Below are 24,226 nucleotides of genomic sequence, written 5' to 3' on the forward strand. Positions count from 1 at the left end.
GTTTAAAATAATGGATTTTCTTCTATATAGGTATAGATATTGTCTATCAGTTCCTGAGGTGTTTCGCCACGAACGATGTCCCCGTTAACTACTGCAAATAATGTGTCCGCACAGATTGTACAATTACTTGTACAGCCATATTCAAGAACATCTAAATTGGGGTCCTTTTCAAGCGTTTCAAACGCCTCTTGAGCACCGTTTACAATATTACTAATACAAAACTCCACCATGGGATTCATCGATATCACCTCGCTACAAGTTGATGCTACTGCATTTTTTCAAACGCGTCAATTCCTGCGTCTTATTGTGAAATGTCTCACAATCCATTATACTTAAACTGACAATGCATGCAGAGGAGTTTTCATATGCAAAAATTAGTACTGCTTGGAGGCGGATATGGAAATATGCGTATTTTATTGCGCTTGCTTCCGAATAATCTTCCGTCCGATGTAGAAATCACATTGATCGACCGCACATCTTTTCATAGCTTAAAAACAGAATTTTATGCACTAGCAGCAGGAACGGTATCAGATCACGCGGTGCGTGTATCGTTTCCTATTAGTGAGAAGCTGAACATCAAGCACGGGGAAGTTGTTGAGATCGACACGGAAAACAAAGAAGTGTTGCTTGAAGGCGGAGAAGCTGTAAAGTATGACGATTTAGTCGTCGGCCTAGGTTGTGAAGACAAATACCACGGCGTACCAGGAGCTGCTGAATACACGATGAGTATTCAAACAATCGGCAAGTCTCGCCAGACGTACAACGTTCTTGGTGACCTTCCTTCTAATTCAGTAGTTGGAATCGTCGGAGCAGGTTTAAGTGGAATTGAATTGGCTTCAGAGCTTCGTGAGTCTCGTCCGGATCTACGCATCAAATTGTTTGATCGCAGTCCGCGTATTCTTCGCGATTTCCCAGAACGTCTAAGTAATTACGTAAAGAAATGGTTCGACGAAAACGATGTAGAAGTCATCAGCAACTCGAACATCACGAAAGTGGAAGAGAAGATGCTGCACAACCACGATGAAACAATTCCAGTCGATGCCGTTGTTTGGACAGCCGGTATTCAACCAGTTGCGCCAGTACGTGCATTACCGGGTGAAAAAGATTCGTCGGGTCGCGTTATCTTATCTCCACATCATCATCTACCACTAGATGAGCACGTGTATATTGTAGGAGACTGTGCGTCACTACCATTCGCGCCGAGCGCTCAACTAGCAGAAGAACAAGCGGAACAAATCGTGAACGTTTTGAAAGCAAAATGGAACGGCGACACGCTTCCTGCAAAGCTCCCAGATATCAAGTTAAAAGGATTTATGGGATCCCTAGGGAAGAAACAAGGTTTCGCATATCTTGCAGACATGTCCGTAACAGGCCGCATCGCGCGTCTGATGAAATCCGGTCTGCTTTGGTACTACAAAAAGCATAATGGTTGATTAGGCCAAGGGACGTTGTGTATGCAGCGTTTCTTGGTTTTTTTATGAAGTCTTCCCTGGGAAGCTAAATTAGTTTCCATAAAACGACTTCGGTAGAATAAATTGCGATTTAGGTAGAACAAATCAGGGTTAGTGTAGAACAAATCCCCCATTCATCCGATGAACGACCGCTCAGCCGCCATAAAAACAAAAACTGAGCCCATAAAACAAGCTCAGCCACCACAAACTATTACATCCCATCACACTTACTCAGCCGTCACATACCCATGCTGCTCTAAAGCTGCATACACAGGCTTTAACTGGATGTAGCCTTCACCAATGACTTCATCTTCGATCGTCACAAGTGGGTAAAACAATTCATCGTTTTGAATCTGCTCAATGTACTCCGCATCCACGTCTCGCTCCGACGTTTTTTCAATATCTACATAGCGGAACTGAATCTTGTGCCCATCAAACTTACGAGCAATCGCAGCTTCCAACCATTCATACGTATCTTTTGACGAAGGTGCATTTACACAGCTCGCACAGATGACATCTGCGCCATACACCGTTAACGTAATTTCTTTCATTCTCCCCAACCCCAATTTCTTTATTGGATTTTTTTGTTCTATCCAATTATAATAGGGATAGTGAAAGGAGTCGAAAGAAATGACTGATACGATGAATGAACAAGTTCAAGAAGTACTCGATAAATTACGCCCATTCTTACTCCGAGACGGTGGAGATTGTGAATTAGTAGATGTTGAAGACGGTATCGTGAAATTGCGTCTCCTCGGTGCTTGTGGGACATGCCCAAGTTCAACAATCACATTAAAAGCTGGTATCGAGCGCGCCCTACTCGAAGAAGTACCAGGTGTAGTAGAAGTTGAACAAGTATTTTAAGTAACACACCGAGACAAGGCGCAGGCCTTGTCTTTTTCGTTTAATTCAAGGGAAGGTGGGAACGAATGATGACACATGTAGTCGATATTACAGAAGCAGCAGCATTCCGCATCAAAGAAATGATGGAACATAACGAAGAACAAGGTGCTTTTCTACGTGTATCCGTTAACGGTGGGGGATGCAGTGGCCTCTCTTACGGAATGAGTTTAACACACGAAAAAGCAGCAGATGATCGCGAAGATAACCAACACGATATTCAAATCGTTGTAGCGGAAGAAGACGCGGGCATTTTACAAGGAACGAAGATTGATTATAAGCAATCGCTCATGGGTGGCGGCTTCACCATCGATAACCCGAATGCTATTGCAAACTGCGGATGTGGCTCTTCATTCCGCACAGCTACCGCTAAAGGCACGCCGGAGAATTGCTAGCCGTAAACTCTGCGGTATGTCTATCGCTATGATGACGTATTCAATTCCGCAGGGGTTACGTAGTCAACCGCTCACTTAATCGTATAATAGAACTGTAATAACGCTCTCTGACCGTATTCATACGCGGTTAGGGGGCGTTTTTTGTTATGTCAGAAGAACGAACGTTTAAGAGGCGAAGGGTTGCGTATTCGCGACCACGCGGAGAGACGCCGGCTTTTACGAAGGTCGGCATAGACGACGCTTGGCGGTTGTTCCTTGCCGCTAAGAGAGGCGAGGGCTTGCGTCCGCGCACGATAGAGGACTACTCGAACACATGGCGCTACTTTACGACATGGCTCGGAGAGGTCGGCTATAACGTCGAGTATGTGAGCGATATAACGGGCGAAATGATACGCGAATACATCGACTACATCACGAACGAAGCACCGCGCTATAAGGGGCATTTCAATATGTCCGCAGATTCCGGCAAGTACGGTAAAGGTCTCGCGACCGCGACTATCAATATGCGGATACGTGGACTTAAAGTAGCGTTCAACTATTGGCTAGGCGAGAGCTACATACCGATAACGCCAATGCGGACGATTAAGACGCAGAGAGACGACGAGGACGCGATAGAGGCGTTCAGTGACGAGCAGGTAGACGCGTTGCTCGCTGCGTGCAATCAGCGCACGTACGTTGGTTTCCGCGATTACGTGTTCCAGCTATTGCTCTTAGATACCGGTATGCGCATGAACGAGGCGCTAAGTGTGACGCCTGACGTTATCGACATGAAAGCGCGCGTCATTCAGCTAGAGGCGAAATTTAACAAGAATCGGCGCTATCGTATCATACCGATTTCACCGGAGACGCTTAAGCTACTGCTCGAACTTATCGACGAGAACCGTCAGCACTTCGGAGACGGTAGACGCGTTTTCTTATCCGTTTACGGGGAAGAGGTGCGCGATGTACAGATGAATAAGCGCTTGAAGTATTACGGAGATAAAACGGGCGTAGGCAAGGATATACGCAGCACGGCTCATACATTTCGTCATACATTTAGCCGCAATTACATTCTCGAAGGCGGCGACCCTTATACGCTTATGCGGATACTCGGTCATAGCAATATCGCTATGGTACGGCGCTACATTCAAATGACGGACGTAGACGTTCGCACCAAGCATACGATACACTCGCCAATCAATCGCATACGCAAGAAGTTACGGTAACAAAAAAAGAACGAGGTCTCGGCAAAGACCCCGCTCTAACTGAATACGAAATTGTATTCGCACATATCTGATTAAGGCTATTATACCGCCATTTTTTAAAGACGGCAAGTATAGGGCTTATTTAAGTGCGCGCAATTTCCGACGTGGAATCGCCTAGTAACACGTCGTTAATCTAAACTTGACCGGTCACATCGTGCCAATGCAGAAAAACGAGTATATCGCAGGTCAAGCCGTTTCTCTATTCACGGTTGCGACGAAGTGGAGTGCGCACATAATCGGCACGGGAAGGCTTACAGGCACGTCAAGGCGTGGGTAAGCATACACAGGCGGGAATAAACATGACTACCGCACAGCGTGGACTGTAAGGCGTTGAGTGTATGCGTTGAGAGATCAGCTAACAAGAATAGAGGCTACGTAGAAACCTCAGACGTCACTATGACGCTAGAACGTACGATGTTATTACTTGTTATCTTGAAATAGCTTTATGCTTTTTCTTGATAGTAAGGTAATACGTCCGCCCGCATTTCCTAGAGCGAGCAGCTATTCTGCTAGGTTTAAGAGCGAAAGTCAAGTAACAATTTCGGAAATATTCGATAGGGCGCGAATGATTAGCGCTCGTATTGCGCCTCTTGCGCATGAGAGCAACGGAGAGCATAAAAAGAGACGGAGGGGCTTAGTTAGCCTTCCGTCTTTTCGTCGTCTATTAACGTCAGTACATCGTCAATGCCGACGTTGAGCGTTTCGCATACTACCGCAAGCGTATCACGCTGATATTGGCGCGTATCATCGTTGTAGAGACGCCGTACAGTCTCGTATTTAAGTCCGCTGATCTCCGTGAACTTACGTATGGATATACCGCGTTCGTCTAGTAACGCCTTTAAGTTAGAGCGTACGATTTTCATATTATTCACCTCTACCGTTAGTATATCCGATTTTTTAAAAATATACTACGTTTTGTAGTTGACAACGAAATGTAGCCAATAGTATACTACGAAGTGTAGTCAAATAAATTAATTGGAGGCGGTACAGATGGAATACAATTTACAGGTAATGACGGCAACGGACTTTTTATTGGGCGAACTAGAGGCGAAGGTAATCGTAGATGATCAGCTATCGTATACAATCCGTACAATGAAGTTAGTGGATGGCGTAACAATCGACATCTATAATAACGACGAGTGTACGCTTAGAATCGGCACGGCTTACGTAGACTTCCGCTTGAATAACGAAGTAGCCGAAATGCTGCTCGATTGGGATTACGATGTTATCGAGTTCCTTGACGTTATCCAGCGCAATCATTTAAAAGAGTTCGGAAACTAACAGGAGGCGAGCGTATGACACCGTACACAATTACGATAGACCGCACAGAGCCAGAGACATTTGAGACGGCGCTATTTATTGGCGATAAGTTGCTAGAGCGTGAGCAAGGCGGTTGGTATAGCGTGCATGATCGTATTATCCGTTATAGCGTTATGTACGGCTTGACTAAAGACCATGACGTAACCGTACGGTATGGCGACCGTATACAGACGTTAGAGGACTATTTGAAAGTAGTGGTGTGGCGACCGTAAGTGAGAGAGTGCTAGCGAGTGGGCGAATGGTATAGCGGTAGATGGCGGAACTGTTGGCGCGGTTCTGCTTTTTTTGTTTACGAAAGTTTTAATTACGATGTCCCGATTTACAAAACGAATACAGTAAGAATTAGTAAGAGCGGTTTTACTACCGAAAAAGTTTTACGGAGTATGTCGCAATTGTAATGGAAAGCCGTCTATTACTGTAATAAGAGCGGTTTTACTACCGAAAAAGTTTTACGGAGTTTGTCGCAATTATAGAAATAATTATAGCGGATGAAGTAAGAGCGGTTTTACTTCGGGAGGTGGACGGATGATAATTCCGCACTAGTACGTTGAGAAACGATATTACTAATATAAGCATTTATTTGTCGCAAACGAGCGACCTTTAATCGCCATATAAAGTAGATGAGCGATGTACCAAATTCAAAATTGCGGGTGCTATATAAATTAGAGGCGTTCTCATGTCGCAATTTCTCGTGTTTTGTAGGGGATACCTAAGTAGAGGATCGATGTTGCAATTCAGCAATTTTATACAGTGTAAAGAAGTAGAGGGGCAATGTCGCAATTTCGAAATTCTACGCCCTATACCTAAGTAGAGGGGCAATGTCGCAATTTAAGAATTTCATGGGGAATTAAATAGTATAAGCGTTCTCATGTTGCAATTTCTTAAAAATGGTTTCCATTAAGAAGTAACAAGCGTTCTCATGTCGCAATTTCACGATTTTTATACTGTATATAGAAGTAGAGGCGTTAAAATTCCGCAGGCTTTCCGCTTGCGTTCACATACAGCTAACAATAAAGCAGCGAAGGAGAAATGTATTATGCAAATTCATCAGTCGGTTGAAAAATTAATCAAAGAAATCACTAAGTTAGAGGCGTTTCACAATCATCAGCTCTCTAGGGAGGATGAACCTTTCTTTATTCTGACGGTTGAGAAGTACAGCAAAATTGTAATAACACCAAACGACAGTAACCATAAACTAGATCAGTACAGAATTGAAGTCCGAGATAGATACGATAAAACGATGTACTCAACTATTGACTACGACCCTTATTCAGAAACTTATAAGAGTTTATTAGGTGTTGCCACTTTTGAAGAGGTTATAGAAAAACTGAAAACAGCGTTAGAACAACGTTAATCAAAATAGCTATTAGAACGATTACAGGGCGGATTAACTTCCGCTCTTTTATCACGTTAAGGAGGACGATACTATGACGCAACCAACGCCAGAACACAAGTTCATACGCTCGCTACGTGTGAGCAACCTACTCGCTAAACGAGGCTATCAGCCGGATCATATCGAACCTAGCCGGCAGAGTAGCGGATACCTCGTATTTCGATACCGGAACACAGTCGGATTTCAAACGGCGCTGAACGATGTTTACGAAAGCATAGGCGCAGACAAGCGCGAGTAATGGCGGTATGTACTTATGTCGCTAGCACTTAACACAAACGATAGTAGCGCTATGAATAGATGGCGCATGAACGAACGTAGTGAGTGAAATGCCAATGGCTTTGCCATTGTTTTACTTCGCTTTCGCTTCGTAAAACGCTATCGTAATACTTTTCCGAAAATAAAAGTAGTAAACAACGCTTGAAACCCTTGATACGTAAGGGTTTGTGAGCGATTTCCTTAAAGAATATATATGTAAAAGTAGTAAACGGAATGGGCGGATAATCCGGTCAATCCCGCAACCAAAAACGGAGGTAATGACGATATGACGAAAGTACAAATTCTTGACGCTCCAATGGGCAGTGGTAAGACGACGTATGCATTTAACCGATTTAAGAACGCCTCACCGCTAGAGCGTTTCATTTACATCACGCCATTCTTAGCGGAAATCGAGCGCGCTATCGCAGAAGTACCGGAATTGAACTTTAGACAACCGTCCATAAACGGTACTGATACAAGTAAGCTAGCGAATCTTAAACGGTTGATTGAGGACGGTCATAACATCGCAGCTACGCACCGGCTTTTCGAGATGGCAGACGATGAGCTACGCGAGCTATTGGCGGCGAATCACTACGTCTTAGTACTTGACGAGGTAATTAACGTTATCGACAAGGCGCGCGTCTCCCCGTCAGATATGCGACTGTTACGTGAGAAAGAGTATATCCGTATCGAGAACAACCGCGTCATATGGCAAGCGCCGGCAGACATCTACGAATACGGGGTATTCGATGATATTCGCTTGTTATCGGAGGCAGGAACGCTCTATTACTACCGTAAGAAGTATTTAATCTATGCGTTCCCTCCGTCCATATTCGACACGTTCGTAGAAATCTACGTATTAACGTATTTATTCGACGCCCAGCTTATGCGTTACTATTTCGACTTGTATTCCATTCCATACGAAGTGAAGTCGCTACAGGACGGAGAGATTGTAGACTACGATGTACGACGCGAAAACCGCGAGGGCTTGCGGAAATTAATTAACGTCTATGATGGCGCTTATAACGATCACGGCGACATTCCGACATCATTCAGTAAAGGTTGGCTCTCACGGCGTTCTGATGACGAATTAGAGGCGATTAAGAACTCGATATACTCGTATGTGCATTATGTCACCAAAGCGAAGTCTAGCGATGTATTGTGGACGGTCTTACAAGACTTCCGTCATGACTTGAGCGGTAAAGGATATACGAAGGGGTTTCTAGCTGTGAACGCCCGCGCCACGAACGAATACAAGGATAAGACCGTACTCATTTACGCATATTCTCGTTATATGAACCCAACGGAAAACTCATTCTTTCAAGAGAACGGTATTAGAGTGTCAGAGGATAAGCTAGCGTTGAGCGATATGCTTCAATGGATATGGCGCTCGAACATTCGAGAAGGCGGAGAGATACAGATTTACATTCCTTCACGTCGTATGCGTTCATTACTTGAACAATGGGCAAACTACGAGATTTAAACTAGACAATCAGCTAAACAAATACATCAGCTAAAGGGGTTTTGTGATTGAAACAAAAAGACCAACGCACTTCACTACAAAAAGCCATTGATGATTTTTGGATAAAACAGCATAAAGAAAAAAAGAGCCGCTCATTCGATGAACGATCGTTGTTGGCGCAACAGTTCAGCGATGAGATAGCTCAAAGTTTCGGCATATATGACTATGCGTTAAAAGATATTCAAATTATACACCCTGCTACGTTTTACAGTCCAAACAAAAGAATGACAAACATCTACGACGTGCTAGCGGACTTTCTGCTTGAAGGCACAAACATCACAGAGGAGCGCCGCGAAGAGTATCCGGCATATACCGCAAAGCAAGACGTATTTCAAGCACAGCAACGCCTCAAGAGCGAACTCAAGCTCGTAGACGATTACAAAGAGGGCGACTATAAACCGCCGTACACGATAACGCACACGGAGCTACACGACCAATATACGCAAACACCGGACGAGCCTGACGTCACACCGCAGGACATCGAGGACTATATCGCTCACTTGAAGGCGGACGTAGACGCGAGCGCTCGCATGGTACGCCGAATGTATGGCGGAGACATCGACGAGATCAAGGCAAAGATACGCAAGCTCAAGCCGGACAATATTCGCAAATGTGCCGTATGCGGAAGTTACTTCTACGCAAGCCACGGACACCAACGCGTATGCAATCTGACGACGAAATTCATCAAGCGGAGACAGGCGCAGGGCTATACGTTTATACCGACGCAAAACTCGCCATGTTGGAACGAGAACAATCGAAACAAAACCGCTAGAAACCGCGTAAAATCAAGCATTTGAGGGCATTTTAACGATACGGAAATAGGTTATATATGAGGCGTTCTCTCCTCCGTGAGAGCGTCTTTTTTTGCGTTCTAAGGGGATAACGGGGGAGAACAGATAGAAACGAATTCAAGGGGGAAAGAACAATGGAAAACAACTTAATTAGAGACTTACGACTTTGCCACGGCATGACGATTGAACAGATGGCGAACCGTCTAGGCGTATCAAAGAGCCGAATCAGTAGCGCAGAATCAACGGGGAACATCTCACCAAAGTTAAAGGCGCTAGCATTACGTGAGTTTCCGCTAAATGAGGATTTCTTCGCGTTCCTAGATCAGAAGAAGAAACACGCAGAACTTTACGGAAGTGAGGACTATGAGGCGCACAATAAATAAACGAGAGCGCGATACGTTGCACAACCGTTTAGCACGATTAGCAAAGAACACTTGCGCAAATTACGATTGCGGGAAATGTCCGCTTTTTCAATCCGGCTGTATTGTCGAGATTAACAAGACCGCCGAACTTGAGAACATGAGAGGTAGCGTATGCGGTTATTTCATGAAGAGCGTACTTCCGGCAGAACCGCAACTCATGGAGGACTATCTCGAACACTTTCCGAAAGACTACTCGCTACGTAAACAACAGGCGGAGAGCAACAAGCGCTGTCAACGTTGCGAGGTTAAGTTTACGCCAAAGAGCAACGCGCAGAAATATTGTAGCGATTGTCGTCCGATTGTGGAACGTGAGAACGATAAACAGCGCAAAAGAAAGAGCGCACTCGATAACGCTATCAAATAGAACAATAGTTTCCCGAAATAGATACTTTAGAAACCGCGTAGAATCAACGTTTTTAAATGCGAGAATCGGAAGGTAATAGGAAAGGCTCACTTCTCTAATTTCGCATGATTGATTTACGGAAAAGGAGAGCGGACGAAATGACACGATTTCAAAAGTTACGTACTACAAAGGACGGTCACAGGCGCAAGTCTATGAACGATGGTCGCGCATGGACTGCGAAACTACTCGAAGAGTTGCATAAAGGTATAGACGAAGAGACGCAAGAACAAACGACAAAGAAACGTAAAGGCAAGAAAGCCGATACAGCAAAACGGCTTAATTCAGACTTTTCATAAAGGGGCGTATTTATGGAGAACATTCGCAGTTTCAGAGTTTACGTACACCGAGAGGACGACGGAACGAAAGCACTCACGATCACCGAGAAGAATAAGTATAACGATGATTTCCGTCACAAGTCTATTTATATCGGCGAGGCAAGTCAGCGTGACGCCGTATCATGTGCCAGATCGATAATCGTTGGCGAATTGAAAGACGATGAGATAGCAGTAGTTAGAACAAACCTTCTTTGTCCGCCCAATAAGGCATACAGTACAGACCGTTTCAAGATTAAGCGAGGCAAGTTTCATAACCGTACAATCATCGAGCTTGCTGAAAAAGCGTATAAAGAACAACTAGAAACGGATTGGACGCAGTTCGCAGCAGTAAAGAAACCGAATCAAAAAGCGGAGAACGAACCACAACCGCAGAAGAAGGCACAAAAAACGCCCAGTCAACCAAAAGAGAAACGAGGTAACGGAGATGAAACATCTTTCAGACTTTCTGAAATCCTTAGCGAGCAAGATCGACGAAAGCTCTACGGAATCAAATAACGACGTTAAGCTATACACGACCGAAGAAGTAACGGAAATCGTAAAGCGACGACTTGCGCAGGAACGACGACGCACAGAGCGCGCACTTTACGAGATAGCGGACATGAGTATAAAAGAACGCCAACAGATACGCGAAGAGTACGAACGCAAGATGGCGTACTTACAGGAAAAGGGGCGAGAGAATGGCGGAGATTAACCTAAGCGCATTTCATCAAATGCCGCATAGAATCGTACAACGTATGTTTGACGACGCAGGACAAATGCAGGCGTACCTAGACGACGCACCGGAAGGCGAGCGCCGTATCTTAGTACAGTACAGCGGAGGCACAACCGCAGGACGTGAATACAGCAAGATATTCGCCACGATTTACGTCTATGAGAGCGTGATAGACGATGAATAAACCAAAAAACTACGTTGACATCGTATCCAGTACGACAAACAGCGTAGAAATCGAAAAGGTAGAAATCGAAACGGAGGAATCAGAATGAGCGAGCAAATCGAAAACATCGAACTATCACCGGAACAAGAGGCTGAAGTACAGCGACGTATAGCCGAGGAATTGGCGAAACTACCCGAAATCACCGTAGAGGAATCGGGCGACTTTAGCGACGAGCTTCGCGCAGAGTTTGCGCACCTATTCGACGAGGACGGAACGCTTATCGATTGGAAGGCGAAATACGAGGAGATCATGGCGGAACGTGAGGCGCTTGATGGCGAGATTAAGGCGTATGAGCAACGAAAGATTGATAGCCGTTTTCTTGACGAATTTCAACGACAAGGCGTAACACCGGAAAGAGCGGAGAAGTTACTAGAGTTTGCGAAGATTATTCACTCGCGCCAGTTTCCATTCGATACGTTCAAGGATGATAGATATATCAAGAACGCTGTATTCAATACGATTATGGACTTAGGAAAGAAAGACGCAAAAACTACAAAATACATCTACTAGAGGAGACGATTATATGACTTATGTATTTCACGAAGGACAAGTAAAGAGCGTTAGCGATAATCAAGTAGAAGAGCTAAAAGCACAAGGGGCGAACATTCTACGAGTTCCCGAATTGAACAAACTGACGGACGAAGTAAACAATGCACTATCGATTTTCAAGAAGGAAGAAAAGCGGATTTTACAGTCAACCGATCCCCGTGACACAAAGGAAGTTAAAGACTTCTTACTAACTGAAAAACGACGTGAGCTAGAGCGTACAGTCGAGTTTGCCGAGAAGGAATGGAACACCGTCAAGCAAACGATTGTAGCCGACGCAGAACGACAGGCGGCACGCGTATCAATTCCGATTACAGAGAGCGACAGAGCGCTAGCCTCAACGGTAGCAGGGCGCGCAACGCTTACGCTAGCAACCGCAACAGCAGGCGAGCAACGTATCAGCGCACTCAATCAATTACGCGAAGAAATCAAGCATTATACTGATAGCGAAAAGCTCGCCCTTGCCCCGCAACTTCTTACAATTCAAGCGTACGCAGGCGAAAGCACATCGACAGCGAGCGCAGTAAATGGCGTGCTTCGTGAACTAGCGAACCTATCGACGCCAGAGCTAAAGCAAGCCGTAGCCATTCGTGAATTATCGCAGGTAGCTTCACCGACGACAAACTACCGTATGTATAAGATTGCACGACAGCACGCGGACAAGCACGCGAAAGACTTTAGCTGATTGGAGGCGGTAGCATGGCGGATTCACTCGATAAAATAAAGCGAGATATTGAAAAGATGAAACAACAGCGTATTGAGGCAGGCTATCACGGAGAGGAATACGAGGCGCACAAGGCGACAAAGCCGCGCCCTTCTCTTCCGCTTGCATTTCGTTGCTATTACGAGCTAACGCCGTTATATGAGTTCATGGTCGAATATGCCGAGCGTGTATCGAAGGCAGGCGAGCCGATACCGTTCGACTTATCGATACTAGACCACTACAAGCGTTATTTAGAAGTGATTCATTATGCAGGCGTGTTTAAGAAGAAAAGAAACGGCGATTATGACTATGACGCCTCTACGTTGACATCGGATTTCATAAGTATCTACATGGCGACAATAGCGCTTGACGATTTAGTTACGTATAAACGACCGTATCTTGAGGCGCTAGGCTCGTTAATGACGTCACTCACGTTTAAATATGAGCAGTTTCCGCGCTCAATCACATCAAGGCGCATATACAACGGAAAGCACGTCGAGGCGCTTGTAGACCGATACAGCGAACGCATAAAGGCATATGAGGCGGAGAGTAAACGGATAGCGGAGAAGAACGTAAAGCAAAGGGGAGAAACACGGAATGTCAGAGACTAGATCATTACGGGATTTAACGGACGCATTAGACGACCGCCAACAGAAAGCCGTTGAAATGCTCGTCGAGAACGAGTTCAACAGAGCGCTAGGGAATACGACAATCACGGAGAAGGAGATTGCGGAGGAAATCGGCGTATCACGTCAAACGTTATCACGTTGGAAAAAGTTACCGGCTTTCATCGAGTTCACAGCGTATCATAGTAAGCTACAAACGGATATGCTACGACCGTTAGCCGATAGCCAACTCGCGAAACTCATCAAGGGTACGTCGAACAACGGAATCCCGAGCATTAAGAGCCTAGAACTCTATTACAAAATTAGCGGTGTCCTCGTCGAACGACGTGAGCAGACGTACGTTGACGGCAATAAGCCGACGCTTTCACAAGAGCAGATTGAGCGCGGTATTGAGGACTTAGCGGAACGCTTACGCACGGCACGCAGCAAGTAATAACGATCATTAACGGGCATTGTCGGAGGTGAGTACGATGTAGGCGGTAGACGCTAACTGACGCATACGCCACGGACAACTAACATACAAAAGGGGATTTTATAATGACGGCATACACTATCACAGTAAAGAAGAACAACCACGAAAACCGAGAGCCAGTCGGCGCACAGCGAGGCTATTCGCTACTTGTCGAAATGCAACGAGCAGGCGGAGACCAGACCGTAAAGCTACACTTCACCGAAAACAAGAGCGTCATTGATACGCTAGATGAGGCGTTAGGCGAGTTCTTACGACGCATGGCACGCGCTTACGACGTGGCTGAGGTGACGATTACTAGCGCAGACTATACGCTCAACCTAACGCAACAGACGACGCTAAAAGAGAAATACGAACTAGAGACGCAGATTAATACGATCACTTTCGCATAATAACGATCATTAACGGCATTGGCGCTATAATGGCGCTAGTGCCTTTTTATTTGTCTACGTACATAAAAGCGAGGCAATAGCGGATAGACTATGCTGTGAGGACGCAGGAGAGCGCGCTAACTTCCGTTAGTAAGGTATTGATACGCTAAGAGCCGTAGGATTGCGATATGGTAGCGTTCTATGTTCAACCGGACATTTACCGGACAGTATGCGCAGAGATACGTTACAATGGCGCTAGGATAGCGATAGAGTACAACGTACAGTAGGCGATTGATTAGCGTATGATAGCGTTAGGATATGTGATAGTGTCCGATATGATAGCGTTTAGTATCGTTCTACTTGCTAAAAGTCAGGCGCAGGTCTGCGGCACGACCGACCGCTTGAAACTTCACCCTTCAACTATCGCCTGTATTAGCGCTATATCAGCGTAGTTTATGCACGATTGTATGCAGAATGAGCGGACTACTTACGATAGGTAAGCGCTTATGTACCAACGGTTGAGCGATTGCATAAAGTTATCGGCGATTGATTGCGTAAGTATAACGTCACAAACAGCGTTATATCAACGTTTGTTAAGTAGTACGAACGATACACAAGACGCTTTTGTTACCTCCGTTATGCAACAAAGTGATACCTTTATGCAGTCGTAAATGAGCCGTAATGATGGCGGAATCTTTGAAGCCGGGGGGATGATCTGCGCCAAACCGCCTCACCTTATAGCTCATAAACGTAAACAAAATAGTAAAAACCCCGATGTTACAGGTAACATTACGCCTCTCAAAAAATCCGCTAACAATTTTCTGAAATCCGCAACCTTCACCGCTATTTCTCCACGTAAAAAAGACGCCCGTTAGGACGCCTCTACAAGTTCATATTTACGTAAATTTCATCGATATGCTCTCGCTCGATACCGATATACTTTAGCGTTTGACGTTGTGACGAATGATTGAGCGCTACCATTATCCGCTCTAGCGGTACGCCTTTATCGTAGGCGAATTTGCCCCACGTCTTGCGCATGGTGTGCGTACCAACGTTCACCTTGACGCCTGCTCTCTCTGCCGCCTCGTTGAGTATGCGATATGCCTGTACGCGTCCGATATGTCCGTCACCTGTCCGGCTAGGAAATAGCCAGTCGTTAGGATTGGCGTCAGCAGGCACGCACTCGTTGACCGCCTTCCGTATACTGTCATTGATCGGCATACGCTTACGTTTGTCCGTCTTGCCTTCCGTAACGTCGATATAATCGCCTCTGACGTTCTTCACTTTCAGCGCCAACAAGTCGCTAACTCGTAGCGCCGTATTGATTCCGATAGTGAACATGAGCAGGTTGCGACCGTGTAGCGCTTTCTTCATACGTGTTATCTCTCGCTTACTTGTGAACGCCTGTACCGTCTCCATACGATTACCTCCGTAACGTTTTAAATAATATGTTACATTAAGAATAATCGATACAATAACGCTTGTCAACCGCTAGTGGATTGCGTATACTTAACGGTAATCAATAGAGCGTATTTCGAATACGTCAGCACGCGTACTTACATTCTAATACGATTAAGCGCAAACTCTGCGCTATGTCTACGTTTATGATAGCGAGGCAATTACGGCGGCTTCACCATCGATAACCCGAATGCTATTGCAAACTGCGGATGTGGCTCTTCATTCCGCACAGCTACAAAACAAGGAACACCTGAAAACTGTTAATCTAAGTATTACTGGCTTGGTTAACATACAAGACATAAAAGTGATCAGGGGTGACTCCAGCGGGATAAAAAAGCGGAAGCTGAGACCTTGGCTCAGCCCGCGCCCGCGGAACGCTTCCCCTGATCACCCTACACTCTATTTAAGGAAGTTTCTCGATTAGGAGAAGCTTTCTTTTTGTTTTTAAGCATATGTTATTTTTCTATGAGTTTTTGCATAATTGAAAACGTTTCATTCGATACAAGTATTCATTGAACTTCTATTCTAAAAGGGCTAATATAGAAAGTAAGTGTTTGCACCCGTCAAGGGGCAAATAAGTGAAAATATAACTAAGAGGTGGTAGCGGTACCATGAAAAGAGCGAAGATTCTCATTCTAGGCGCAGGCTATGGCGGACTTTCAACTGCCGTAAATTTACAAAAAAAATTAAATGCAAATGATGCAGATATCACATTGATTAACAAAAATGATTATCACTATGAGTCGACTTGGTTACACGAGGCGGCAGCTGGAACGCTATCTCCTGAAGATGTACGTTATGACATCAAAAGCGTACTAAATGGCGACAGAGTACAATTCGTTCAAGCAGCAGTAACAGGCATCGACGTTAATGCACGCAAAGTAACAACAGATAAAGGCGAGCACACATATGACTACTTAGTCATTGGACTTGGCTTTGAAGGCGAGACATTCGGTATCGAAGGTCTTGATAAATATGCACTTTCTATTGCAAACGTTGGAGCAGCGCGTCAAATTCGTGAGCACATCGAATACCAATTCGCTATGTGGTCTCAAGACGAAGTAAAAGACGACAGCCGTTTGACAATCGTTGTAGGCGGAGCTGGTTTCACAGGAATCGAATTCTTAGGTGAGCTAGGAAACCGTGTTCCAGAGCTTTGCAAAGAATTTGATGTACCACAAGAAAAAGTACGCGTTCTTTGTGTAGAGGCTGCGCCAATGGTTCTTCCTGGATTTGATCCAGAATTAGTGGACTATGCAGTGCGTCACTTAGAGTCTAAAGGAATTGAATTCTCAATTGGAACTCCAGTTGTGCAAGCAACTCCTGAAGGTGTAAAAATCAAAACGGGTGAAGAGTCATTTGATTTCGTTAAAGCTGGTACAGTTGTTTGGGCTGCAGGTGTTCGCGGAAACCGTTTAATCGAAACTTCTGGTATCGAAAACATGCGTGCTCGTGTCAAAGTTGAAAAAGACATGCGTGCACCTGGCTTCCCAGACGTATTCATCGTTGGAGATTGCGCACTTATGATCAACGAAGAAGTGAACCGTCCATACCCACCAACAGCACAAATTGCGATGCAACAGGCAGAAACAATTGCACAAAACCTTATTGCACTTATGAAGAACGAAGATACACATGCATTCGTTCCTCAGTTAAAAGGTTCTGTATGTTCACTGGGTGAGCACGATGCGATTGGAGATGTAATGGGCCGTAAGATTACAGGTACAAAAGCTTCCATCATGAAAAAAATCATCGACAACCGTGCTTTATACATGATTGGTGGAGCACCACTTGTTATGAAAAAAGGAAAATTTAACTTACTATAATCTAACCTCTCAAACAGTCGCAGAAATGCGGCTGTTTTTTTGAAAGATAAGAAAGTATATAATTTTTAGTGCCATGAACCCAGTGTTCATGGTATTTTCTATTTATGGAGACAAATATTCTGAAACTAATTTTCTTTGATTGCAATCGTCACTGGGAGAAGTTTTTGAACAAGAACGGAAGACGAATCAGACCGGTGGTCTTAAAAGAGATAAAGAGGTTCCAAGGGTGCGGAAAGATAGTCAACGGATTCAAACTGTTTGTCTGTGAAGGCTGTAATAATACGAAGAAGGTTGCGTATCGCTGCAAAGGAAGATTTTGCACGACATGCTCAGTTGGTGAGAGTGAGGAATGGAGCCGGATCTTAGCGAATGAAGTGATACAGGTGAACCATCGCCATGTGATCTTCACAATCGATGAAGGCCTGCGCGATGTGTTCCTATTACACCGGCACCTGCTCAAAGAGATGATGGATGAGGCTGCCCGACTCCTCAAAGAATTCTTCTGGAAGAAGGCGAAGCTAGAGCCAGGAATCATTTCGGGGCTCCATACATTTGGTTCTCGGGTCAACTTCAACCCTCATGTCCATATGCTCGTCACGATGGGTGGCATCAATTCTAAGGGAGAATATGTGAACTATGATTTCCTGCCTTTTGCGATGTTGAGAAAACAGTGGCAGACAGTGGTATTAAAATTGATTCGTAAGAATCTGAGTCCGAAAGAAAAGAAGCAAGTCCAATCCAGATTACAGGCCGCCTACAACAACAATGGAGACGGTTTCTATGTCCATGCCCCAAAGCAGAAGGGGAAGATTCAAGAACAGTTGCGCTATATTGGTCGTTATATGCGACGACCAGCGATCGGTCTCAATCGTGTTGTGGCATATGATGGTGAGATGGTCACTTTCACATATAAGGACAAGACCGACGGTCTTGAGAAGACGGAAATCGTGACAGCCGAAGAGTTTATCACAAGGTTGATCAGACATATCCCAGATGAGCAGTTTAAGACAATCCGACATTACGGCATGTATTCAAGAAGACGGAAGGCGAAAGTTAAAGCACTGCTTACAAAATGGCAGAAACAGGTCAAACAATGGTTTGTGAAGACGGGAGCGAAGCTCCGTAGACGAAACTGGCGTGAGAAGTTCTTGGTCAACAATCAGTCAGATCCTTTGGTGTGCCCAAAGTGCGAGAACCATTTCGTGTTCAAGGGAGAGGTCTGTCTACAGGATGGTCTACTGACGATTCGGATTGCCCTATGCGATAATACAAGGAACTACTTAGAGAGGGTGATCAGCTATCTCACCAGTCAGCAAGGTCAGAAAGAAAAAGAAAAAAGCCAGTTCGCCTAAGGCGAGACCAGCTAAAGTGAAATATATCTGTCTACTCTGTGAGACGACCGAACTTATACCATACGATGTGGTCCGAGAGATGGACCGCATGGATCAAGGTGGTGACCAGAGCGTCGCCCCTATGTTTGAATGTGAGCATTGTGGTGCCAGTATGTATCCGGAATCGTACATCGGTATATCTGGGATACACTATAAATTCTCGGATATGAAGTAAATCAAAAAGGTCCGGCCAGGTTTATCGGCCGGATTTTCTTATTTAATAAAGCATCCATATGCTCTTTTGACTTCATTTCTTCAACTGGAAAATACTGATTTAATTTTTCATACCAATTCATAATTTGTCTCCTTTATTTTTCAAATGCCCTGCTGATTTTGTTTCTGGAGTCTTAATGGGTTTGCCATTCTGGAGTTTAATATAGAGGTAAATATGGAGTATCAAAATCTTAGCTTTAAGTTTAAATTTAAATTTAAATTTTTTAGCCACAAAACAAAAAGAACGCATATTCTTATCGAACTTGCGTCGTTAATAAGTATATCATATTAAAAATCACTTTACACTTTACTAGATTCTACGCGGTCCAGCACAACATCAGAGAAATGTTAAAACTTTTTGAAGTAATTCTATTTATATACTTACCTTCCGCAAATTATAATCGACGCCTATATCTTCATCTCATAATATAGCGTGAATATGTATAAACATTCCTCTATTTACTAAAATTTCACGCATACTTGAAATTTACAATTGTACTATGATTGCATAACAACTAGTGGGATTTCGGGAAATGCAATTTACATAATAAAAGAAAAATTGTGTTAAAATGGTTCTTTATATAGGATTAGTTCAAAAATAGCCATTTTTTAGGTTGAAATAGTTCGGTTAATATTATCTTTATTAATATATTAAAAGAACGGAGGACAATAATGGATGAATTGACTGATGCCCCGTAATCCCACAGATAAAAAATAATGGAGCCGTATTCGTCAATCATTGTGACGGCTTTTTATGGTTTTCACCCTAGTTTGAAGGGTATTGGCATAGAAGAGAGTAAAGTCGATTAAATGTCTTTAGTATAGGAAGGAAGTGAGCAACAATTGACTTATCTTTTATTATTGGTAGGATTTGCTCTTTTAGTTAAGGGAGCTGATTATTTTGTGGAAGGCGCTTCAAAAATAGCGCAAAGCTTGAGGGTGTCGCCTTTATTGATCGGCTTGACGATTGTCGCATTCGGTACAAGCGCGCCGGAAGCGTCGGTCAGTTTTATCGCAGCGTTCGAAGGAAACAGTGATGTGGCGATCGGGAACGTCGTCGGCAGTAACATCTTCAACATCACTTTCATCTTAGGGGTGACAGCCCTCGTTTTCCCTCTGCTGGTCCAGAGTGAGACGATCCGGAAAGAAATTCCCTTCGCCTTACTGGGCTCCGTTGCCTTGCTGCTGCTCATCAGCGACATTCAACTTCAGGCGTTGGACAGCAATCTCATCACAAGAACAGAAGGCATTATGCTGCTGCTATTCTTCGCGGTTTTCCTTTACTATATCTTCGAAGTGGCAAGGAAAGATCGCCTGAACACAGAAGAAAATCCCGTTGACTCGGCGAACATATCCAAGTTGAAAAACTCGCTCTTAACAATCGGCGGACTTGCCGGCATCGTGTTCGGCGGCACCCTCGTCGTCGACAACAGTATCGAGATCGCTCTTGCACTCGGTATGAGCGAGACTTTGGTCGGCTTAACGATAGTTGCCGTAGGTACTTCGCTTCCTGAGCTCGTCACCTCTGTAACCGCAGCTTTGAAGAAGCAGGTGGACATTGCTCTGGGGAATATCATCGGCAGTAATATCTTCAACATTTTCTTCATCTTAGGAACCTCAGCAGCCATCAGTCCTTTAACTGTCGATTCGAAGATATTTTCGGATGTATGGCTGATGATCGGTGTGACAGTCCTTGTGATAATCCTTGCGAGAACCAAGTACAAGATTTCAAGGATCGAAGGTTCGGTTTTAGCCGTCATTTATATCGTTTATGTCGTTTATATTATTTTGAGAAATTAAACGGCAGAGTTATAGATAGGGGCTGTCCCAAAAGGTCGTGAAAATGACTTTCAGGGGCTGTCCCTTTTTACATTCAAATGATAATGGATTCACCATGCATTTAATTTAAAGAAATGAAAGTGCGTGTGACAGAGGGAGGATTCGAATAAAACCGATTCACTTTTGACATAATGTCTATCGCAATTTAAAGTTTAATTAGACATCATTATATTCACTGGATAATATTTATCTAATGAAATCTGGTGAGAGTAAACGATCCTGGAGACTGGAAATGCATTTCTCCAGTTCTTTATTATCTGAAGGGAGAAATGGATATCACTTTTGGTCCTCGCATTTTTAAAACTGGCGTAGCAGTTATAATTGCCATATACATATGTGGATTTTTCGGATTGGACAACATTGCGTTTGCAGCTGTTGCAGCTATTTTAGCTGTACAGCCATCGCTATACCGGACTTGGAAGCACTTGCCTGATCAATTGATCACAAATACGCTGGGTGCATCCATCTCGTTGTTTTTCATCTATTTTTTAGGCGAAAATCCTATCACCATCGGTTTAGTTATCATGATCATGATTTCATTAAGCTTGAAATTAAAAATGGATAGCACAATTCCGCTAACTCTTGTAACGGTAGCTGCGATCATGACTTCCGGTGCAGGTGAGGATTTGTACTTTGCCCTGGAAAGATTTTCGGTTATTTTAATAGGAACGATTTCTGCTATATTAGTTAATCTCGTTGTTTTTCCACCGAAATATAAAAAGAGCTTTTCAACTAACATCCACTCAGCTTTTCAGCAAATGTCATTATTATTAAGGACTGCAATTTCAAATGAGCTGACAGAAGGTTCCTATCAGGATCTTTCCCGTAACTTTAAGAAAGAACTTGAAAACTTAGTGGAGCAATTCAAATTGTTTGATGAGGAAAGAATCAAGTTCGGAAAATCACGAACAAAGCAATTGAATGACAGGGAAATGATTGTTTTCAGGCAGATGCTGAAGACATTAGAAGAAGGGAATCAGCTTCTCGAAAAAATTGATGACCACTACTTTCAGAGTAAGTCTGAAAAAAGCGTCAATCAGTTATTTGATCAGTACCTGGAAGAATTGATTAAATATCACGAGTATCTATTTTTGAAATATCAAGGCAAGATCAAAGAATTTCAGCATTCAGACGCAGATATGTTAAACCGAAGAAACGAATTTTATGATTCAGTGCTTTCCCTGTCTAAAGAAAACCAGGAGAAAAACATTCGATTAATGATTGTAGCATCCGCTCTTTTTGACTATACATTCCATCTCCACCGCCTGGATCAGCTGCTGAACCAGTCGCAAAAATAAGGTAAATAATTTATTTAGTCCGGATTGAGTAAAAGGAATAATAAGGAGCAGTGCCAGGGAAGTTACTGGCGCTGCTCCTTTCTAATTTATCTTCCCCAACTCATCCAACAGCGCTCTCCGTTTCGGATACATGAACTGCAGCTCTTCAATCAACCCTGCCGCTGATTCTGTAAGATGTTCCACAAACTCCCGCTCAAAATAATCAAGCCCGCGGTTATAAAGCTTCGCCGGCACCTGTTTTTTCAGATTGCTTAAGTTTATGAGAATTCCTCCTGGGTTGATGATAACGTGTTGAGGTGTGGGGTTGAATAGGGAGTTCTTTTGGGGAGGATGACGGTCTATAGGGAAGAAAATATCTTCTATTAGGTTGCGGCTGCATATGCGGGGGGCATTTCTGTGAATTTCATGTGTTTTTGAGGGGTTTAGGGTAGCTTTCTGCATAGGCGTGAATTCTTGAAACCACTACTAAATAAAGCTGATGCTCTCTCGTTCCTTTTTATTGGATCTGGTTTTTCAAGAAGGTATTTAAATATTCCTACTTGGGAAGACTTACTTAGACATATAGCCACAATTACATATGATGATAAATATGGATTCATCAGGGCAGAGAATGAGGCTTCAAAAAAATATAATAAAGACTCAAATTACAATAAGTACATGACTTACTTGTGTGATATTATCTCAGATGATTTGGACAAAACTTGGTATACAAGCGACAAATTCAAAGATAATAGGAATAAATATGAGGACTTAATCCTTCATCAACATGTACCACCTATAAAAATCGAGATTTCTGAGTACATAAATAGTTTCAGTGAATACCTACCTGGTATAGAACAAGAATTAGAGTCTCTAAATAAATTATCGACACACTCCATTTCTGGTTTAATTACTACTAATTATGACAATCTTCTCGAACGAATATTCGGTTATGAAACTTATACTTCTCAAGAGGAAATTTTATTTCACTCAAAATATGATGTGGGGGAAATATACAAGATTCATGGTAGTAGTACCTTCCCTGAATCTATCTTAATTAGTACAGCTGACTATTTGAAAATTGAAGAAAAGCACAAATATATTTCTGCAAAACTTTTAACTATTTTCTTAGAACACCCTATATTTTTTATAGGTTATTCTATTGGAGATGAAGATATACGTAGCATTTTAAATGATATTCAAATTTGTTTAAATACTGAACAATTAAAAGAAATAGCTAATAGATTATTTTATGTGGTATGGGATCCAGATGAAGAATTCTATAGAGAGTCAAAGTATACTATTACTTTTGATTCTGGAAAGTCTTTAACCATCAGGCAAATAGTTTTAGGTAATTATTCTTTTTTATACGATGAATTAGCACAAAATAAATCAAAATATCCGATTAAAATGCTGCGACATGTAAAAGAAGATATGTATAATTTACTACTTACAAACGACCCCGACCAAAGAATGATGTTATCTTTACCCTCTGATAATATGACTGCTGAAGAATTAAAAAAAATTGAATTTGTTTATGGTTTTGGAATGATGGAACGAGCAAAAAATGGATATAGAATAGTTTCAACTGATGAAATATATGAAGATATAATTTTTGATAATGGAAATTTTCATAATGATTTATTAGTAGCTGAAACACTCCCGTATGCTTTGAGCAAGAGTGGAGGTTTCTTACCTACTAGAAAATATACTTCTCAATTTAATTTTGATGAATTACCAGAAGCAGTAAAAAATAATTGTTTACGTTTTAACTCAATACAAAAAATCTTATCACATTCACTTTGGCTGAAAAAATCACGTTTATCTCATGATAAAACATTTGAAGAAGCCTTAAATGGTAATGAAAAAAATATAAATTTAGCATTGGTAAACTACACAAAAAACAGTATTGAAGATTTAGGAGGCTATCTAAAAACAGCTTTAAAAGAAAAGAATTATAAAACAAACACTGATTTAAGAAGGCTTATTAGAATCTATGACTTTGTTAAATATTCATAATAAAAGTGACATCAAAGTAGTTTCAGCTGTTAATGCTGATTAAAAACGTCAATTTGTTGACGGTATTGTTTGTCCAGGAATTGACGGATATAATGTCCTTAACAAACCTGAAGAAAGGAAAA

At 43.0% G+C, this 24,226-nt stretch carries 28 protein-coding genes and 2 pseudogenes; 24 read left to right on the forward strand and 6 right to left on the reverse strand.

Features of this window, described 5'->3' with window-relative positions; all coding sequences use genetic code 11:
* Positions 1–2: 2 nt before the first annotated feature.
* Complete coding sequence (locus tag JOD03_RS12470) at positions 3–239, reverse strand: YuzB family protein (protein WP_204591606.1); 237 nt, start codon at positions 237–239, stop codon at positions 3–5.
* A gap of 126 nt (positions 240–365) precedes the next feature.
* Here JOD03_RS12470 and JOD03_RS12475 point away from each other — a divergent pair, with 126 nt between their 5' ends.
* Positions 366–1,433, forward strand: coding sequence for an NAD(P)/FAD-dependent oxidoreductase (locus JOD03_RS12475; RefSeq protein ID WP_204591608.1), 1,068 nt, complete (start codon positions 366–368; stop codon positions 1,431–1,433).
* A 245-nt stretch (positions 1,434–1,678) separates the two neighbouring features.
* Here JOD03_RS12475 and JOD03_RS12480 read toward each other — a convergent pair whose 3' ends face one another.
* Positions 1,679–2,002, reverse strand: coding sequence for a YuzD family protein (locus JOD03_RS12480; RefSeq protein WP_204591610.1), 324 nt, complete (start codon positions 2,000–2,002; stop codon positions 1,679–1,681).
* Positions 2,003–2,081: 79 nt separating this feature from the next.
* On the opposite strand from JOD03_RS12480, the gene JOD03_RS12485 reads away from it, so the two are divergent.
* From JOD03_RS12485 to JOD03_RS12495, 3 genes are all read left to right on the forward strand, one after another.
* On the forward strand, positions 2,082–2,315 hold the full coding sequence (locus tag JOD03_RS12485) for a NifU family protein (RefSeq protein WP_100353777.1): 234 nt from the start codon (positions 2,082–2,084) through the stop codon (positions 2,313–2,315).
* Positions 2,316–2,383: 68 nt separating this feature from the next.
* Positions 2,384–2,746, forward strand: a complete 363-nt coding sequence (locus JOD03_RS12490) for a HesB/IscA family protein (RefSeq protein WP_204591656.1) — start codon at positions 2,384–2,386, stop codon at positions 2,744–2,746.
* 503 nt (positions 2,747–3,249) lie between these two features.
* Positions 3,250–3,951, forward strand: a complete 702-nt coding sequence (locus JOD03_RS12495) for a tyrosine-type recombinase/integrase (protein ID WP_476727374.1) — start codon at positions 3,250–3,252, stop codon at positions 3,949–3,951.
* 677 nt (positions 3,952–4,628) lie between these two features.
* On the opposite strand, the gene JOD03_RS12500 is transcribed toward JOD03_RS12495, so the two are convergent.
* On the reverse strand, positions 4,629–4,853 hold the full coding sequence (locus tag JOD03_RS12500) for a helix-turn-helix domain-containing protein (protein WP_239584981.1): 225 nt from the start codon (positions 4,851–4,853) through the stop codon (positions 4,629–4,631).
* A 127-nt stretch (positions 4,854–4,980) separates the two neighbouring features.
* On the opposite strand from JOD03_RS12500, the gene JOD03_RS12505 reads away from it, so the two are divergent.
* The 14 genes from JOD03_RS12505 to JOD03_RS12575 all read left to right on the forward strand — a co-directional run bounded on the left by JOD03_RS12505 (position 4,981) and on the right by JOD03_RS12575 (position 14,102).
* The gene (locus JOD03_RS12505; protein ID WP_204591614.1) at positions 4,981–5,271 is read left to right on the forward strand and encodes a hypothetical protein; all 291 of its coding nucleotides are present in this window, start codon (positions 4,981–4,983) and stop codon (positions 5,269–5,271) included.
* Positions 5,272–5,285: 14 nt separating this feature from the next.
* Positions 5,286–5,522, forward strand: coding sequence for a hypothetical protein (locus JOD03_RS12510; RefSeq protein ID WP_204591616.1), 237 nt, complete (start codon positions 5,286–5,288; stop codon positions 5,520–5,522).
* A gap of 824 nt (positions 5,523–6,346) precedes the next feature.
* Complete coding sequence (locus JOD03_RS12515) at positions 6,347–6,664, forward strand: hypothetical protein (protein ID WP_204591618.1); 318 nt, start codon at positions 6,347–6,349, stop codon at positions 6,662–6,664.
* 580 nt (positions 6,665–7,244) lie between these two features.
* The gene (locus tag JOD03_RS12520; RefSeq protein ID WP_204591620.1) at positions 7,245–8,441 is read left to right on the forward strand and encodes a DEAD/DEAH box helicase family protein; all 1,197 of its coding nucleotides are present in this window, start codon (positions 7,245–7,247) and stop codon (positions 8,439–8,441) included.
* Positions 8,442–8,488: 47 nt separating this feature from the next.
* Complete coding sequence (locus tag JOD03_RS12525) at positions 8,489–9,277, forward strand: hypothetical protein (RefSeq protein ID WP_204591622.1); 789 nt, start codon at positions 8,489–8,491, stop codon at positions 9,275–9,277.
* 128 nt (positions 9,278–9,405) lie between these two features.
* Positions 9,406–9,654 (forward strand): helix-turn-helix transcriptional regulator, encoded by a 249-nt coding sequence (locus JOD03_RS12530; protein ID WP_204591624.1) that lies wholly within the window; start codon positions 9,406–9,408, stop codon positions 9,652–9,654.
* Positions 9,655–10,194: 540 nt separating this feature from the next.
* Positions 10,195–10,392 (forward strand): hypothetical protein, encoded by a 198-nt coding sequence (locus JOD03_RS12540; RefSeq protein WP_204591628.1) that lies wholly within the window; start codon positions 10,195–10,197, stop codon positions 10,390–10,392.
* Positions 10,393–10,404: 12 nt separating this feature from the next.
* Positions 10,405–10,926 (forward strand): hypothetical protein, encoded by a 522-nt coding sequence (locus tag JOD03_RS12545; protein WP_204591630.1) that lies wholly within the window; start codon positions 10,405–10,407, stop codon positions 10,924–10,926.
* A 182-nt stretch (positions 10,927–11,108) separates the two neighbouring features.
* Positions 11,109–11,327: a hypothetical protein gene (locus JOD03_RS12550; protein WP_204591632.1), complete on the forward strand. Its 219-nt coding sequence runs from the start codon at positions 11,109–11,111 to the stop codon at positions 11,325–11,327.
* A gap of 84 nt (positions 11,328–11,411) precedes the next feature.
* On the forward strand, positions 11,412–11,876 hold the full coding sequence (locus JOD03_RS12555) for a hypothetical protein (protein ID WP_204591634.1): 465 nt from the start codon (positions 11,412–11,414) through the stop codon (positions 11,874–11,876).
* A 13-nt stretch (positions 11,877–11,889) separates the two neighbouring features.
* Entirely contained in the window at positions 11,890–12,597 is a 708-nt protein-coding gene (locus JOD03_RS12560) for a hypothetical protein (RefSeq protein ID WP_204591636.1), read from the forward strand.
* Positions 12,598–12,611: 14 nt separating this feature from the next.
* Positions 12,612–13,226, forward strand: coding sequence for a hypothetical protein (locus JOD03_RS12565; protein ID WP_204591638.1), 615 nt, complete (start codon positions 12,612–12,614; stop codon positions 13,224–13,226).
* A complete protein-coding gene (locus tag JOD03_RS12570) occupies positions 13,213–13,674 on the forward strand; it encodes a phBC6A51 family helix-turn-helix protein (RefSeq protein ID WP_204591640.1) in 462 nt (153 codons plus the stop codon). The genes JOD03_RS12565 and JOD03_RS12570 overlap by 14 nt, the downstream gene beginning before the upstream one ends.
* Before the next feature lie 104 nt (positions 13,675–13,778).
* The gene (locus tag JOD03_RS12575; RefSeq protein WP_204591642.1) at positions 13,779–14,102 is read left to right on the forward strand and encodes a hypothetical protein; all 324 of its coding nucleotides are present in this window, start codon (positions 13,779–13,781) and stop codon (positions 14,100–14,102) included.
* Between the two features lie 861 nt (positions 14,103–14,963).
* On the opposite strand, the gene JOD03_RS12580 is transcribed toward JOD03_RS12575, so the two are convergent.
* Positions 14,964–15,500 (reverse strand): tyrosine-type recombinase/integrase, encoded by a 537-nt coding sequence (locus JOD03_RS12580; protein ID WP_204591644.1) that lies wholly within the window; start codon positions 15,498–15,500, stop codon positions 14,964–14,966.
* 204 nt (positions 15,501–15,704) lie between these two features.
* Between JOD03_RS12580 and JOD03_RS13810 the strand changes: the two are divergent.
* The 3 genes and pseudogenes from JOD03_RS13810 to JOD03_RS12590 all read left to right on the forward strand — a co-directional run.
* Positions 15,705–15,803, forward strand: a pseudogene (locus JOD03_RS13810) (iron-sulfur cluster assembly accessory protein); the annotation flags it as partial.
* A 347-nt stretch (positions 15,804–16,150) separates the two neighbouring features.
* The gene (locus JOD03_RS12585) at positions 16,151–17,365 is read left to right on the forward strand and encodes an NAD(P)/FAD-dependent oxidoreductase (protein ID WP_204591646.1); all 1,215 of its coding nucleotides are present in this window, start codon (positions 16,151–16,153) and stop codon (positions 17,363–17,365) included.
* 104 nt (positions 17,366–17,469) lie between these two features.
* On the forward strand, positions 17,470–18,717 hold the full coding sequence (locus tag JOD03_RS12590; RefSeq protein WP_420837252.1) for an IS91 family transposase: 1,248 nt from the start codon (positions 17,470–17,472) through the stop codon (positions 18,715–18,717).
* Positions 18,718–18,965: 248 nt separating this feature from the next.
* Here JOD03_RS12590 and JOD03_RS12595 read toward each other — a convergent pair.
* A pseudogene (locus JOD03_RS12595) lies at positions 18,966–19,052 on the reverse strand (GNAT family N-acetyltransferase); the annotation flags it as partial.
* A 760-nt stretch (positions 19,053–19,812) separates the two neighbouring features.
* Here JOD03_RS12595 and JOD03_RS12600 point away from each other — a divergent pair.
* Together JOD03_RS12600 and JOD03_RS12605 are read left to right on the forward strand one after the other, a co-directional pair.
* Positions 19,813–20,769: a calcium/sodium antiporter gene (locus JOD03_RS12600; RefSeq protein WP_204591648.1), complete on the forward strand. Its 957-nt coding sequence runs from the start codon at positions 19,813–19,815 to the stop codon at positions 20,767–20,769.
* A gap of 308 nt (positions 20,770–21,077) precedes the next feature.
* Positions 21,078–22,106 (forward strand): FUSC family protein, encoded by a 1,029-nt coding sequence (locus JOD03_RS12605; RefSeq protein ID WP_233208670.1) that lies wholly within the window; start codon positions 21,078–21,080, stop codon positions 22,104–22,106.
* Positions 22,107–22,187: 81 nt separating this feature from the next.
* Here JOD03_RS12605 and JOD03_RS12610 read toward each other — a convergent pair whose 3' ends face one another.
* Complete coding sequence (locus JOD03_RS12610; RefSeq protein WP_204591650.1) at positions 22,188–22,547, reverse strand: hypothetical protein; 360 nt, start codon at positions 22,545–22,547, stop codon at positions 22,188–22,190.
* A 12-nt stretch (positions 22,548–22,559) separates the two neighbouring features.
* Here JOD03_RS12610 and JOD03_RS12615 point away from each other — a divergent pair, with 12 nt between their 5' ends.
* Entirely contained in the window at positions 22,560–24,104 is a 1,545-nt protein-coding gene (locus JOD03_RS12615) for an SIR2 family protein (RefSeq protein WP_204591652.1), read from the forward strand.
* The last annotated feature ends 122 nt before the right edge of the window (positions 24,105–24,226 follow it).

It is taken from the genome of Chryseomicrobium aureum (genome assembly GCF_016909155.1).
GTDB lineage: Bacteria > Bacillota > Bacilli > Bacillales_A > Planococcaceae > Chryseomicrobium > Chryseomicrobium aureum.